Annotated in this window: 14 protein-coding genes; 10 read left to right on the plus strand and 4 right to left on the minus strand. The window is 72.2% G+C overall.

The window, feature by feature from the left end:
• From NYZ95_RS04245 to NYZ95_RS04265, 5 genes are read left to right on the plus strand one after another with little or no spacing between them, the layout of a single operon-like run.
• Window positions 1–501 carry a MaoC family dehydratase gene (locus tag NYZ95_RS04245; protein ID WP_262849035.1) on the plus strand — a complete coding sequence of 167 codons (501 nt, stop codon included), beginning with the start codon at window positions 1–3 and terminating at the stop codon, window positions 499–501.
• Window positions 498–929, plus strand: a complete 432-nt coding sequence (locus tag NYZ95_RS04250; RefSeq protein WP_262849037.1) for a MaoC family dehydratase — start codon at window positions 498–500, stop codon at window positions 927–929. The genes NYZ95_RS04245 and NYZ95_RS04250 overlap by 4 nt, the downstream gene beginning before the upstream one ends.
• Window positions 926–2,071, plus strand: coding sequence for an acetyl-CoA acetyltransferase (locus NYZ95_RS04255; protein ID WP_262849039.1), 1,146 nt, complete (start codon window positions 926–928; stop codon window positions 2,069–2,071). Before NYZ95_RS04250 ends, NYZ95_RS04255 begins: the two co-directional genes overlap by 4 nt.
• Window positions 2,068–2,499, plus strand: a complete 432-nt coding sequence (locus NYZ95_RS04260) for a Zn-ribbon domain-containing OB-fold protein (RefSeq protein WP_262849041.1) — start codon at window positions 2,068–2,070, stop codon at window positions 2,497–2,499. Before NYZ95_RS04255 ends, NYZ95_RS04260 begins: the two co-directional genes overlap by 4 nt.
• Window positions 2,496–3,656: an acyl-CoA dehydrogenase family protein gene (locus NYZ95_RS04265; RefSeq protein ID WP_262849043.1), complete on the plus strand. Its 1,161-nt coding sequence runs from the start codon at window positions 2,496–2,498 to the stop codon at window positions 3,654–3,656. Before NYZ95_RS04260 ends, NYZ95_RS04265 begins: the two co-directional genes overlap by 4 nt.
• Before the next feature lie 74 nt (window positions 3,657–3,730).
• Here the strand turns inward: NYZ95_RS04265 and NYZ95_RS04270 are convergent, their stop codons facing one another.
• A complete protein-coding gene (locus NYZ95_RS04270) occupies window positions 3,731–4,588 on the minus strand; it encodes an HpcH/HpaI aldolase/citrate lyase family protein (protein WP_262849046.1) in 858 nt (285 codons plus the stop codon).
• Window positions 4,589–4,709: 121 nt separating this feature from the next.
• On the opposite strand from NYZ95_RS04270, the gene NYZ95_RS04275 reads away from it, so the two are divergent.
• Genes NYZ95_RS04275 through NYZ95_RS04290 form a run of 4 tightly spaced genes read left to right on the plus strand, consistent with a single transcriptional unit; the run spans window position 4,710 to window position 9,729 of the window.
• A complete protein-coding gene (locus NYZ95_RS04275) occupies window positions 4,710–5,960 on the plus strand; it encodes a CaiB/BaiF CoA transferase family protein (protein ID WP_308212221.1) in 1,251 nt (416 codons plus the stop codon).
• A gap of 25 nt (window positions 5,961–5,985) precedes the next feature.
• Window positions 5,986–6,828 carry a cyclase family protein gene (locus tag NYZ95_RS04280; RefSeq protein ID WP_262849048.1) on the plus strand — a complete coding sequence of 281 codons (843 nt, stop codon included), beginning with the start codon at window positions 5,986–5,988 and terminating at the stop codon, window positions 6,826–6,828.
• Window positions 6,821–8,266 (plus strand): MmgE/PrpD family protein, encoded by a 1,446-nt coding sequence (locus NYZ95_RS04285; RefSeq protein WP_262849050.1) that lies wholly within the window; start codon window positions 6,821–6,823, stop codon window positions 8,264–8,266. Before NYZ95_RS04280 ends, NYZ95_RS04285 begins: the two co-directional genes overlap by 8 nt.
• Window positions 8,263–9,729, plus strand: coding sequence for a dihydroorotase (locus NYZ95_RS04290; RefSeq protein WP_262849052.1), 1,467 nt, complete (start codon window positions 8,263–8,265; stop codon window positions 9,727–9,729). The genes NYZ95_RS04285 and NYZ95_RS04290 overlap by 4 nt, the downstream gene beginning before the upstream one ends.
• Before the next feature lie 42 nt (window positions 9,730–9,771).
• Here the strand turns inward: NYZ95_RS04290 and NYZ95_RS20305 are convergent, their stop codons facing one another.
• Window positions 9,772–10,581, minus strand: coding sequence for an IclR family transcriptional regulator (locus tag NYZ95_RS20305; protein ID WP_262849055.1), 810 nt, complete (start codon window positions 10,579–10,581; stop codon window positions 9,772–9,774).
• Between the two features lie 149 nt (window positions 10,582–10,730).
• On the opposite strand from NYZ95_RS20305, the gene NYZ95_RS04300 reads away from it, so the two are divergent.
• Window positions 10,731–12,278, plus strand: a complete 1,548-nt coding sequence (locus NYZ95_RS04300) for a class I adenylate-forming enzyme family protein (RefSeq protein ID WP_262849057.1) — start codon at window positions 10,731–10,733, stop codon at window positions 12,276–12,278.
• On the opposite strand, the gene NYZ95_RS04305 is transcribed toward NYZ95_RS04300, so the two are convergent.
• Both NYZ95_RS04305 and NYZ95_RS04310 read right to left on the minus strand, forming a co-directional pair.
• A complete protein-coding gene (locus NYZ95_RS04305; RefSeq protein WP_262849060.1) occupies window positions 12,250–12,948 on the minus strand; it encodes an alpha/beta fold hydrolase in 699 nt (232 codons plus the stop codon). The genes NYZ95_RS04300 and NYZ95_RS04305 overlap by 29 nt on opposite strands.
• Window positions 12,945–13,262, minus strand: coding sequence for an antibiotic biosynthesis monooxygenase family protein (locus tag NYZ95_RS04310; protein ID WP_262849062.1), 318 nt, complete (start codon window positions 13,260–13,262; stop codon window positions 12,945–12,947). Before NYZ95_RS04310 ends, NYZ95_RS04305 begins: the two co-directional genes overlap by 4 nt.
• Window positions 13,263–13,301 lie beyond the last annotated feature (39 nt).

A 13,301-nucleotide genomic window follows, 5' to 3' on the forward strand; every position in this document is an offset into this window, starting at 1 on the left:
ATGGGACTGCTCACCGAGGAGATCAAGGCCCTGGTCGGCACCACGCGCGTCTACACCGCGCCGGAGGCGATGGGCGCCGCCGCGGGCCGCTACTTCGCGCTCGCGGTCGGCGACGACAACCCGCTCTACACCGACGACGCGTACGCGCGCGAGCACGGTCTGCCCGGCGTGACGCTCCCGCCGACGCTGATCTGCGAGACCAACCAGTACGCCGGGCTGCCCGCGGACGCGGAGGGCTACGCGGGTCACACGTGGGGGCTCCACCTCCCCGGCACCCGTCAGGTCCGCGGCGGCAACCGTTACGTGTTCCACCGCCGCGTGCGCCCCGACGACGTCGTCACCGCGACCTGGGAGATCACCAGCGCGACGGAGAAGACCAACCGCGCGGGCGCGGACATGCTCGTGGTCGGCTCCCGGGCGACGTACACGAACCAGGACGGCGACCTGCTGGCCGAGAACACCGAGACGCTCATCTTCATCGCCCTCGGAGGCGCCGCATGACCCCCACCACTCCCCCGGCCGTCGGCACGAAGGTGCCGCCGCTGGAGCGCACGGTCACCCTGACCGACATGGTCGCCTACGCCGGCGCCACCTGGGACTGGCACCGCCTCCACTACGACCCCGCGTACGTGGCGGAGAAGCGGCTGCCGGGCCCGGTCGTCGACGGGCAGGTGTTCGGCGCGTACCTCGTCGAGATGCTGCAGGACTGGCTCGGCCCCGACTGCTTCGTGGCGACGCTGGAGTTCTCGTTCCGCAACCTGATGTTCGCCGGAGAGACGATCCGCTGCGAGGGCGAGGTGAGCGCCGTCAGCGACGACGCCGTCGAGGTCGACCTGAGCGTGACGATCCTCGGTGCCGACGGCGCGGAGGACCGCTACGCCGTGAAGCCGGCGAGCGCGCGGGTCCTGCTCGGGAGCGCAGGCTCGTGAGCGGCGTCGCGATCGTCGGCGCGGCCGAGTGCGACCTGGGCGTCACCGACCGGTCGATCCTCGGCCTGCAGACCCAGGCGGTCACGCGGGCGCTGGCCGACGCAGGCCTGACGCTCGCCGACGTGGACGGGATCGCGACCACGGGGGTCTCGCGGTTCTCGGCCTCGCAGCTCGCGGACTACCTCGGCGTCGTCCCGCGCTGGACGGACTCGACCTTCGCGGGCGGGTCCGCGTACGAGATGTTCGTCGCGCGCGCCGCCCAGGCGATCGAGGCCGGGCAGTGCGAGGTCGTCGTGATCTCGTTCGCCTCCAACCAGCGCTCGGCGAAGTCGCGCCGGCTGGGTGGCGTCCACGAGCCGTGGGTGCCCGAGGCGCAGTTCGAGGAGCCGTACGACCCGCTCTACCCGCTGTCGTACTACGCGATGGCGGCGCGCGCCTACCTCCACCGGTACGGCGGCACCCGCGAGCAGCTCGCCGAGGTCGCGATCGCCGCCCGGGAGTGGGCGCTGCTCAACCCGAAGGCGTTCCGCTACGGGAAGGGCTCGCTGAGCGTCGAGGACGTCGTCGGGTCCCCCATGATCTCCTCGCCCCTGGCCGCGGCCGACTGCTGCCTGGTCACCGACGGTGGGGGCGCCGTCGTCCTCACGTCCGCCGAGCGGGCGCGCGACCTGCGCCAGAAGCCGGTCCACGTCCTCGGGTACGGCGAGCGGACCACCAACACGTCGTTCACCGCGGTCGACGACCTGACCGTTCCTGGCGCGGCAGCCTCGGGCGCGGACGCGTTCGCCCGCGCCGGGATCACGCCTGCCGACGTCGACGTCCTCGAGGTGTACGACTCGTTCACGATCACCGCCGCGCTCTCGGTCGAGGCGCTCGGGTTCTGCGGCGAGGGCGAGGTGCTCGACCTCATCGCCGACGGCGCAATCCGACCTGGCGGCAGCCTGCCGCTGAACACCAACGGCGGTGGCCTGTCGTACTGCCACCCCGGCCAGTACGGGGTCCTCCTGCTCGTCGAGGCCGTGCGCCAGCTGCGCGGCGAGTGCGGGGACCGCCAGGTGGACGGCGCCGAGATCGCCGTCGCCCACGGCACGGGCGGCATCCTCTCCACCCACGCCACCGTCGTCTTGGGAGCAGACCGATGAGCACCGACTGGGTCCCCGGCGACGTGCCGCCCGCCGACGAGGTCACCGCTGACTTCTGGGACGCGACGCGCGAGCACCGCCTCACCGTCCAGACGTGCGCCTGCGGGCACCGTCAGCACCCTCCCCGGGCGCTCTGCACCTCGTGCGGGGCGACCGAGGCGCTCTCGCAGGCGGCGAGCCCGGGCCGCGGGGTCGTCGACGCGTACACGGTCGTCCACCGCGCTCCGCGTCCTGACCTCGCCGTCCCGTACGTGGTGGCCCGCGTCCGCCTCGACGAGGGCGTCCTGCTGCTCAGCCGCCTCGAGGGACGCCACGACCCCGAGGCGTGGTCGATCGGTGACGCCGTGGGCGTCGCCTGGGCCGACCTCCCTGACGGCCGCGCTCTGCCCTTCTTCCTTCCCACCGACCCGACCGAGGAGTCCCGATGAAGTTCGCGCTCGACGAGGACCAGCGTGAGTTCAAGGCGCTGCTGCGCCAGTTCGTCGACAACGAGATCGTGCCGGTGGCGCGCGACTGGGAGCAGGCGGGCCGCTACCCGACCGAGATCGTCGACGGCATGAAGGACATGGGGCTCTTCGGGATCACCGTCCCCGAGGAGTATGGCGGCCTCGACCTCGACCCCGTCTCGTTCGCGCTCGTGTTCGAGGAGATCGCCCGCGGCTGGATGGGCATCGCGGGCATTCTCGGCAGCCACTCGCTCGCGTGCCGGCTGATCGCCATGCACGGCACCGAGGAGCAGAAGTCGACGTACCTCCCCGACCTCGCGACCGGCAAGCGCCGCACCGGCATCGGGCTCACCGAGCCCGACGCCGGCACCGACCTCCAGGGCATCCGGACCACCGCCCGCCTCGACGGCGACCACTACGTCGTCAACGGCGCGAAGATGTGGATCACCAACGCCCGGTACGCCGATCCGCTGCCGGTCCTGGTCAAGACCGACCCGACCGCCTCCCCCGCCCACAAGGGGATGAGCGTCCTGCTCATCGAGGCCGGCACCCCCGGCTACACGGTCACGAAGGACATCCCCAAGCTCGGCTACAAGGGCACCGAGTCCTGCGAGATCCTCCTCGACGACGTCCGCGTCCCGGTCTCGCAGCTCGTCGGCGGCGTCGAGGGCCGCGGCATGCAGCAGGTGCTCTCCGCACTCGAGTGGGGGCGCGTCAACATCGCCGCCCGGTCGGTCGGGATCGCCCAGCGCGCCCACGACGAGGCGCTCGCGTACGCCCAGCAGCGCAAGGCGTTCGGCAAGCCCATCGCCGACTTCCAGGCGATCCAGCTCAAGCTCGGCGAGCTTGGCACACAGGTGCAGGCCGCGCGTCTGATGGCGTACTGGGCGGCCGACGCGGTCCGCAACGGCCGCGCCGACGGCGCCACCGGCATGGCCAAGATCTTCTGCTCGGAGGTGGCGCTGCAGGCGGCGATCGACGCGATGAAGGTCCACGGGGGCTACGGCTACTCCACCGAGTTCGAGGTCGAGCGCCTCTACCGCGACGCCATCCTCATGAGCATCGGCGAGGGCACCAACGACATCCTCCGTACGGTCGTCGCCAAGTCCCTCGTCAGCGGCGAGACCGTCGTCGGATGACCCGCCCGTACGTGAGCGCGGTCCTGAGGTGTCACCGGGGGGCACCTCAGGACCGCGCTGCGTCCCTCGCGGCGTCAGCGCGCGAGCGCGATGACGCTGCGCGCGCGGCGGACGACGGCCTCGTCCACCATGCGTCCGTCGGGTCCGACGACCACGCCGCGCCCCTCAGCGACGGCCTGGTCGAACACCTCGACGAGTGCGCGTGCTCGGGCGAGGGAGTCCTCCGAGGGCGTGAAGACGTCGTTCACGACCCCGACCTGCGCGGGGTGGATGCAGGCACGCCCGACGTAGCCGCGCCGCGCCAGCGCACGCGTCGACGCGGCAAAGCGCTCCAGGTCGCGGAAGTCGGTCGAGACCGGCGCGACCGGAGCGCTGATCCCGGCCGCGGCGCTGACCAGCACGACCTGGCTCCGGATCGGGGCCCAGTCGGCGTCGTCGACGTCTTCCCCGAGCCCCAGGTCGGCGGCCAGGTCGGCCTCGCCCACCTGGAGGCGGACGACCCGCGGGGCCGCGGCGATCGCGCGCGCCTCCAGGACCGCCGACGCCGACTCCAGCAACGGGACGACGCCGACGGATCCCGCGTCGAGGCCTTCGCGCGCCTCGGCCTTGCCGAGCGCGTCGTCGATGGCGTCGAGGTCGGCTCGGGACTCCGTCTTCGCGACCATCACGCCGCGCAGAGCGGGCGCGACGACGGCGGCGACGTCCTCGACCCCGAGCGGTCCGGGGTTGACCCGTACCCAGATCTCGACGCCCTCGGTCTGGCCGCCGAGCGCCTGCAGCCACGCGGCGACGGTCGCGCGCGCCTCGTCCTTCGACGCCCAGGGCACCGCGTCCTCGAGGTCCACGATCACGGCGTCCGCACCCCTGCCCAGCACCTTCGCGAGCTTGTCGGGCGCGTTGCCGGGGACGTACAGGTACGAGCGAGCGATCACGTGCGGGCTCCCAAATCTGGAACGGCGTTTCACGGCACGCTAGCCCGCCACTCGGCGCGCCGTCAACGCAGAGATCACCAATGCGTTGACCACGACAGCGCCCGACACCTACGATTCCGGAATGGTGTTTCGCACAATGGAACGTGACCAGTCCGACCTCCGCCCCGACCCCGCAGCGATGCCTGACGGGCCCCTCACGGGCGTGCGCGTGATCGACGCCTCGACGATCCTCGCCGGACCTCTCTGCTGCCAGATCCTCGGCGACTTCGGCGCGGAGGTGGTCAAGATCGAGCACCCCGTCGCCGGTGACAGCATGCGCGGCCACGGGGAGAGCAAGGACGGCGTGCCGCTGTGGTGGAAGGAGATCTCCCGCAACAAGCGCACGCTCGGGCTCAGCCTCTCCGCTCCCGAAGGCGCGGCCGTCTTCGAGCGCCTCGTCGCCACCGCCGACGTCGTCGTGGAGAACTTCCGTCCCGGCACGCTCGAGCGGTGGGGCCTCTCCCCCGAGCGCCTGCACGAGATCAACCCCGGCCTCGTCCTCGTCCGCATCACCGGCTTCGGCCAGCAGGGCCCGTACGCCGCGCGGGCCGGGTTCGGCACCCTCGCCGAGGCGATGAGCGGGTTCGCCCACCTCACCGGGCAGCCGGACGGCCCCCCGACCCTGCCCGCCTTCGGGCTCGCGGACTCGATCTGCGGCATCGCCGCCTCCTCCGCGGTCGCGATGGCGCTGCTCGCCCGTGAGCGCGACGGCCGTGGCCAGGTCATCGACATGAGCCTGCTCGAGCCGATCATGACCGCGGTCGGCCCTGGACCCACCGTCTTCCAGCAGCTGGGCAAGGTCGGCACCCGCAACGGCAACCGCTCGCACAACAACGCGCCTCGCAACACCTACCGGACGAAGGACGACCACTGGGTCGCCATCTCCACGAGCGCCCAGGCGATCGCCGAGCGCGTCATGCAGCTCGTCGGGCACCCCGAGGTGATCGACGAACCGTGGTTCGCCGCGGGCCACAGCCGCGCGCGCCACGCCGACCTGCTGGACGGGTACGTCGGCGACTGGATCGGCGCGCGCACGCGCGACGAGGTCGTCGCGGCCTTCACCGACGCCGGCGCGGCGGTCGCTCCCGTCTACACGGCTCGGGACCTCGCCGAGGACCCGCACGTCCGCGAGACCCAGATGCTCGTGGAGGTCGACGACGACGACCTCGGGCCGGTGCTCCAGCACAACGTGATGTGGCGGATGTCCGAGACGCCGGGTCGCATCCGGTTCACCGGACGCGACCGAGGTGCCGACACCGACGCCCTCCTCGCCGAGCTCGGGCTCGAGCCGGACCTGATCGACGACCTTCGTACCCGCTCCGTCGTCTGCTGACGTGGCCGAACCGAAAGAAGAACCGATGACCACGCTCTCGACAGCTCCCACCGCCGCCCTCCTCGACGCCGTGCGCGCCGGGGTCCGCGTCGTCGACCTCGGTCGGATGCTCACGGTCGGCATGCCGCAGTCGCCCAACCACCCGGCGTACTGGCACGCCCTCCCCCGTCGTCACGGCGACATGGTCCGTACTGACGGGGGCTCGGCGGCCAACGACATGATCTCGATGGGCACCCACGTCGGCACGCACATCGACGCGCTCGCGCACGTCTCCCAGGACGGCAAGCTGTACGGCGACCTGGACGTGGCCGACGCGCTCGCCGGCGGGCGGTACGTGGAGCTCGGCGCCCACACGATCGAGCCGATGGTCCGCCGCGGCGTCCTGCTGGACGTGCCCGCCGCGCTCGGCACCGGCCGCCTCGACCCGGGCTACGAGATCACCGTCGCCGACCTCGAGCGCACGGTCGAGCAGCAGGGCACCGCGATCGAGCGCGGTGACGTCGCCCTGGTCCGCAGCGGCTGGGGCCAGCACTTCGACGCCGGCGACAAGACGGCCTTCGTCGGGCACGACTCCGGCGTCCCGGGAGTCGGGGCGGCGGGTGCGCAGTGGCTCGTCGACCAGGGTGTCCACGCCGTCGGCGCCGACACGATCGCCTTCGAGTGCCTGCCCCCGGGTTCGGGCCACGCGACGCTGCCCGCGCACCGCGTCCTGCTCGTCGAGAACGGCGTCTACATCGTCGAGACGATGGACCTCGAGGCGCTCGCCGCCGACCGCCTCCACGAGTTCGTGTTCGTGCTCTCGCCCCTGGCGTTCTACGGCGCGACCGGCTCCCCCGTGCGTCCGCTGGCGGTGGTCGCCGGTGAATGAGACGACCCTCGGCGCGCAGCTCGCGTCCTTCGCGGCCGACGCCGCCCGAGACGGCGTGCCCGACGACGTCGCGGCCAGCACCCGCCAGCGCGTGCTCGACGTGCTGGGCCTCTGCGTCGCCGCGCACCGCCTCGACACGAGCGCGGCGATCGTCGGTCACGTCCTCGACCAGGGCGGGCACCCGCAGGCGACCATCGTCGGTGTACCCGATCGGGTGACGGCGGCGCAGGCGGCACTGGCCAACGGCGTGCTCGCCCACTCCCTCGACTACGACGACACGCACCTCCCGTCGGTGCTGCACCCGAGCGCGAGCGTCGTCCCGGCAGCGTTGGCCGCCGCCGAGCACGCCGGCGCGGACGGCGCGCTGACCGTGCGGGCGATCGCGGTCGGGCTCGAGGTCGCGGTCCGTCTCGGCATGGCCGGGTACGACCAGGAGCTCGGCAACTCGGTCTTCTTCGAGCACGGGCAGCACGCGACCTCGATCACAGGGGCGATGGGCAGCGCCGTGGCCGCGTCGCTCCTCTACGGCGCCGACGAGCGCGGTGTGCTCGACGCGCTCGGCCTCACCGCGTCGATGGCGTCGGGCATCATCGAGGCCAACCGCACGGGCGGCACGGTCAAGCGCCTCCACTGCGGCCTCGCCGCGCAGGCGGGCGTGACCGCCGCCCAGCTCGTACGCCGCGGGTTCACCGGGCCGCCCACCGTGCTGGAGGGCAGGTTCGGGTTCTTCGAGGCGTGGCTCCACGGGCGCTTCTTCCCCGAGGCGGTCACCGAGGGCCTCGGCAAGACCTGGGCGGTCCCGGACATCTTCTTCAAGCCCTACCCGGCCAACCACTTCACGCACACCTCCGTCGACGCCGGGCTCGCGCTGCGGGCGCGCGGCGTGCGGCCGGAGGACGTCGAGTCGATCACCATCGGCGCCCCGACCGCGGTGATCCGGACCATCGGTGCCCCGCTGGAGACCAAGCGGGCTCCCGAGACCGGCTACCAGGCCCAGTTCAGCGGGCCGTACGCCGTCGTCGCCGGACTGCTCGGCGGAGGCGGCCTCGGGACGAGCCTCGACGACTACACCGACGCGCTCGCCCAAGACCCGGTCCGGCGTGCCCTGATGGCCAAGGTCGACGTCGTCCCCGACGCCCGCTGCGACGCCGTCTACCCGCACCAGTTCCCCGCGGTCGTCACCCTGCGGACGACCACGGGCGAGGTCCTCGTCGAGGAGGTCCTCACCAACCGTGGCGGACCGCAGCGACCGCTGAGCGACGACGAGCTCGCGAGGAAGTTCCGCGACAACGTCGCCGGCCGGGTCAGCGACGCCGACGCCGACACCGTACGCCGCGAGGTGGAGTCGCTCGAGACGCGCCCGCGCGTCGACGACCTGCTCCGCCCGCTCACCACCCTGTCCACCCCCACCCCCACCACCGAGGAGGAGTCCGCATGAGCGACCTCGACCTGATCATCAAGAACGCCGACGTCGTCGTCGCCGGCTCGGACCTGCCGCAGCAGGTCGACATCGGGATCAAGGACGGCCGGATCGCCGTCCTCGCCCCCGACCTCCCGGTCGAGCCCGGCGTGGATCTCGTCGACGCCACCGGCAAGACGGTCTTCCCCGGCGTCGTCGACGCGCACCAGCACTGGGGCATCTACAACCCGCTGTCGGTCGACGCCGCCAGCGAGAGCCGCGCCTGCGCGCAGGGCGGCGTCACCACGGCGCTCAACTACATGCGGACCGGGCAGTACTACCTCAACCGCGGCGGCGCGTACGCGGACTTCTTCCCCGAGGTGCTGGCCCAGACCGAGAACCAGTCCGTCGTGGACTACGCCTTCCACCTCGCCCCGATGTCGCGTGGCCACATCGACGAGATCCCGGCGCTGGTCAAGGAGCACGGTGTCACCTCGTTCAAGATCTTCATGTTCTACGGCAGCCACGGGCTGCACGGCCGCTCGGACGACCAGCGCGCGTTCCTCATGACGCCGGAGGGCGAGCGCTACGACTACGCGCACTTCGAGTTCGTCATGCGGGGGGTCCAGGCGGCTCGTGAGCAGCACCCCGAGATCGCCGACCAGATCTCGCTCTCGCTGCACTGCGAGACCGCCGAGATCATGAGCGCCTACACCAAGCTCGTCGAGGAGGACGGCTCGCTCACCGGTCTGCCCGCCTACAGCGCGTCCCGCCCGCCGCACTCCGAGGGCCTGGCGGTCACCATCGCCTCGTACCTCGCGCACGAGACCGGTCTCCCGACGATCAACCTGCTCCACCTGACCTCGCGCAAGGCGGTCGACGCGTCGCTGCGGATGGCCGAGGCGTTCCCGCACGTCGACTTCCGGCGCGAGGTCACGGTCGGCCACCTGCTGGCCGACTGCGACACCGCCCACGGCGTCGGCGGCAAGGTCAACCCGCCGCTGCGGCCCCGCGAGGACGTCGAGGCCCTGTGGCAACACGTCCTCGACGGCACCGTCGACTGGGTCGTGAGCGACCACGCCTGCTGCCGCGACGAGCAGAAGTTCGGCGCCGACCGCGACGACGTGTTCCTCGCGAAGTCCGGCTTCGGAGGGGCGGAGTACCTCCTCGCGGGCATGATCAGCGAGGGCCGCAAGCGAGGCCTCGCGCTCGCCCGGATCGCCGAGCTCACTGCGACGAACCCGGCGCAGCGCTACGGCCTGGGTGCGACAAAGGGCGCGATCGAGGTCGGCAAGGACGCGGACCTCGCGGTCGTCGACATGGACGCGACGTGGACCGTGCGCGCGGAGGACTCGGAGTCCTCGCAGGAGTACACGCCTTTCGAGGGCGCCGAGCTGACCGCCAAGGTCACCGACACCTTCGTCCGGGGACGTCAGGTGATGACCGACGGCGTGGTCACCGCGACGGGCGGCGGCCGCTACCTCGCGCGGCCGACGGCCTGACGGGCTCCGACCGTGGCCGCCGACTGCCCTGACGGACCTGCGTCAGCCGTCCCAGCCGAACCGACGCGACAGGGTCGCCGTCGTGTCGAGCAGGGCGTCACGGCAGTCGTCGGCCGCGCGGGCGAACCGCTCCGCGGGCCCGCAGACGCTCACGACCGCCACGGGCACGCCGTCGTGCCCGAGCACGGGGGCGGCGACCGAGGCGGCACCGTCCATCCGCTCGCCGTACGAGCGCGCCCAGCCCTGGGAGCGGACGGTGGCGAGGTCCTCGCGCAGGGTCGCGACGTCGACGACCGTGTGCGGCGTCAGCGCGTCCAGACTGCCTCCATCGAGGTAGGCGTTCACGTCGTCCTCGGGGAGGAACGCGAGAAAGGCCCGCGAGGACGCTCCGGCGTGCAGCGGGTACGGCTCACCGAGGGTGACGGCCATGATGACCTCCCGGTCGGGCGTCACCTGGTCGACGTAGATGCGGCTGCGCTCGCCCAGCCGGATCGAGAGCGTCGCCGTCTCGTCCGTACGCGCCGAGAGCTCCTCGAGGTACGGCCGGGCCGCGCCACGGACGTCGATCCGGTCGAGGTAGGTCAGCCCGAGGCGCATCGAGGCAACACCCAGCGAGTAGCGCCGGGTGCGTTCGTCGAGAGCGACGAGGTCGCGGCTGCGCAGCGAGGCCAGCACGCGGTGCACCGCCGCCTTGGAGAGCCCAAGGGCGTCGGCGATCTCGGTCACGCCGAGATCGGGTCCCGGGGTCTCGGTGAACAGCAGGAGCACGTCGGCGGCCCGCTCGACGGTGGCGATGGTGGCGCTGCCGCCGTCGGCGGACTCGTGCGCCGCCGTTCTGGTCCTCGGGGACACGGATTCTCCTCTACGTCAACGACTCGTCCGGCGCGCGCGGCACCGGCGAGAACCGTTCTCTCACGAAGCCGGGTGGAGAGCAACATCCGCCGCGCCGCCACCTTCCAACCCCGCCCTACGAGTCCATTGTCTCGAACAAGGAGACCGACATGACCCTTACTGCCGTCGGAGCCCCGCTGAACATCGCCAACGGCGTGCGGGAGTTCGCTCGCGCCACCCCCGCCGCGACCGCCGTCATCGACGGCGAGCGGTCGCTGACGTACGCCGACCTGGCGGGCCGCGCGGCCCGCTGGGCCAACGCGCTGATCGCGCTCGACCTCCCCGACGGCGCCCACGTCGCGGTGTGCGTCGGCAACCGGCTCGAGCACCTCGAGATCGCCTGCGGGACCGCGATGGCCGCCATGACGATGGTCCCGGTGAACCCGCGCTACACGCCGGTCGAGGCGTCGTACGTGATCGAGCACTCAGGTGCCCGGGCCGTCGTCGCCGATGCCGCCCTGCTCGACGTCGTCGGACCGGCGGCCGCCGAGCACGGTCTGCCGGTCGTCGCGATCGACCTCGACACCGCCGACCAGGACGACCGTGTGCGGGACTACGACACGCTGATCGGCGCCGCGTCGGACGTCGACCCGCAGCGGCAGGTCGACGAGAGCGACCCCTTCTGCATCGCCTACACGTCGGGGACGACCGGCCGCCCGAAGGGCGTGATGATCAGCCACCGGTCGCGGGCGCTGACGTTCTACCAGGCCGCGGCGGAGTGGGGCCTGGGCAACGGCCGGGTGTCGCTCGCGGTCGCGCCGCTCTACCACGGGGCAGGGTTCGCGTTCGGGTACGCACCTGTCTTCACCGGCGGCACGGTCGTGATGCTGCGCGCGTGGTCCCCCACCACGATGCTCGAGCTCGCCTCCCGCCACGGCGTCCAGTCGGTCTTCCTCGTGCCCGCGCACGCGCAGATGCTGCGCGCGCTCGGTGAGGAGACGATCGCCTCGTACGACCTGTCGCGGCTGGACACGCTGTACTTCAACGCGGCCGCGCTGCCGTGGGAGCTCAAGCAGTGGGTCATGTCGACGTTCCCGGGCGTGGACGTGCACGAGCTGTACGGGTCGACGGAGAGCGGGATCATCACGAACCTGCGCCCCGTCGACGCCTCACGCAAGCCGGGCTCCGTCGGGCAGCCGTGGTACATGACCGAGATCCGGGTGCTCGACACCGAGGGCAACGAGGTCGGCAACGGCGGCACGGGCGAGCTCTACAGCCGCTCCCCGTACCTCATGCGCGGCTACTACAAGGACGATGCGGCGACCACCGCCTGCACGACCGAGGACGGGTTCGTCACCTGCGGCGACCTCGTACGCCTCGACGACGAGGGCTACGTCCACATCGTCGGTCGGACGAAGGACATGATCGTCTCGGGCGGGGTGAACATCTACCCGCGCGAGATCGAGGACGTCCTCGCGACGCACCCCGACGTCGTCGAGGCATGCGTGCTCGGAGCGCCGTCGGAGAAGTGGGGCGAGGAGGTCGTCGCCGTCGTCGTGCCGGCGGCCGGTGGCACCCTCGACGTCGCCGCGCTCGAGGAGCACTGCCGCGAATCCTTGGCGGGCTTCAAGATCCCGCGCCGCTGGTCGACGATCGACGCCCTCCCGCGCAACGCGGCGGGCAAGGTCGTCAAGCGGGACGTGCCGCTTCCCTCATGAGGAGGTCGGCCACGACGCCCGGCGCGGTCAGCGGGGCGTCGTGGCCGGCACCGATCACCTCGTACGCGACGCCGCGCGCGTCGAGACGCCCACGCGTGGTCTGGGAGGGATAGCCCTCCGGAGTCCCGTCGCAGAACACGTACGTCACCGGCACCCCGTGCTCGTCGGCGACCGTCAGAGGATCCAGGGAAGGCGCGACCGGGGTGGGTGTCAGGCGGTCGGCCAGCCATGCGGCGGTCGCGGCATCGAGGTCGCCCGCGGGCTGGGGTGCCCGTGGCGGCACCAGCGCGTCGCGGGGCGGGAGGGCAAAGCCGGGCGGCGCGGGCGTGAGGTCGACGGCCCGCTCGCCGGCGTCGGGGACCCCCGCGTCCAGGTAGACGACGCGGCGCAGCCGGTCAGGGAGGCGGTCGGCGACCGCCCGGACCACGACGCCGCCCTGGCTGTGGCCGACGAGCACGACGTCACGGAGGTCCTCCATCTCGACGAGGGCGACGAGCTCGGCGACCCAGTCGTCGAGACCCGAGACCTGCGCCGCCGCGGGGGCACGCTCCCCCGCCCCGGCGAGGCTCGGCGCGTAGACGTCGTGCCCGGCGGCCACCAGGTACGGGCGGACCCGCCGCCACGCCCAGCCGCCACGGAACGCCCCGTGGACGAGGAGGAAGGTGGTCACCGGGGGTCCGGCTCGTCGAGCACGACCTCGAGGTACTCCCGCGGGTACGACTCGTACGGGCGGAGGTGCTCGTACATTGCCTCGGTGTGGGCGACGTATTCCGGGTGCTTGGTGCACTCCTCGTACGCCTCGACCGTGTCGAAGAACCGCAGGTGGGTGAAGTGGGTCGGGTCCTCCAGGCCCCGCACGAGCCGGCGCCCGCGAAAGCCTGGGTGGTCCTTGAAGAACCGGCCGAACTCGCCCGAGAGGGCGATGTACGCCTGCGCGTGCTCCTCGCCGGGCTTGGTCCACGCCTGGCTGACGACGACGATCATGCGAGCTCTCCCAGGGGTATCGACTCGTAGATGATATAT

The organism is Mumia quercus (assembly GCF_025506335.1).
Taxonomy (GTDB): domain Bacteria; phylum Actinomycetota; class Actinomycetes; order Propionibacteriales; family Nocardioidaceae; genus Mumia; species Mumia quercus.

Excerpts from the sequence above, each read along its gene's own strand:
- NYZ95_RS04260 (WP_262849041.1), top strand. The coding sequence starts at position 2,068 with ATGAGCACCGACTGGGTCCCCGGCGACGTGCCGCCCGCCGACGAGGTC.
- NYZ95_RS04300 (WP_262849057.1), top strand. The coding sequence starts at position 10,731 with ATGACCCTTACTGCCGTCGGAGCCCCGCTGAACATCGCCAACGGCGTG.
- NYZ95_RS04275 (WP_308212221.1), top strand. The coding sequence starts at position 4,710 with ATGGTGTTTCGCACAATGGAACGTGACCAGTCCGACCTCCGCCCCGAC.
- NYZ95_RS04290 (WP_262849052.1), top strand. The coding sequence starts at position 8,263 with ATGAGCGACCTCGACCTGATCATCAAGAACGCCGACGTCGTCGTCGCC.
- NYZ95_RS04245 (WP_262849035.1), top strand. The coding sequence starts at position 1 with ATGGGACTGCTCACCGAGGAGATCAAGGCCCTGGTCGGCACCACGCGC.
- NYZ95_RS04280 (WP_262849048.1), top strand. The coding sequence starts at position 5,986 with ATGACCACGCTCTCGACAGCTCCCACCGCCGCCCTCCTCGACGCCGTG.
- NYZ95_RS04250 (WP_262849037.1), top strand. The coding sequence starts at position 498 with ATGACCCCCACCACTCCCCCGGCCGTCGGCACGAAGGTGCCGCCGCTG.
- NYZ95_RS04265 (WP_262849043.1), top strand. The coding sequence starts at position 2,496 with ATGAAGTTCGCGCTCGACGAGGACCAGCGTGAGTTCAAGGCGCTGCTG.
- NYZ95_RS04310 (WP_262849062.1), bottom strand. The coding sequence starts at position 13,262 with ATGATCGTCGTCGTCAGCCAGGCGTGGACCAAGCCCGGCGAGGAGCAC.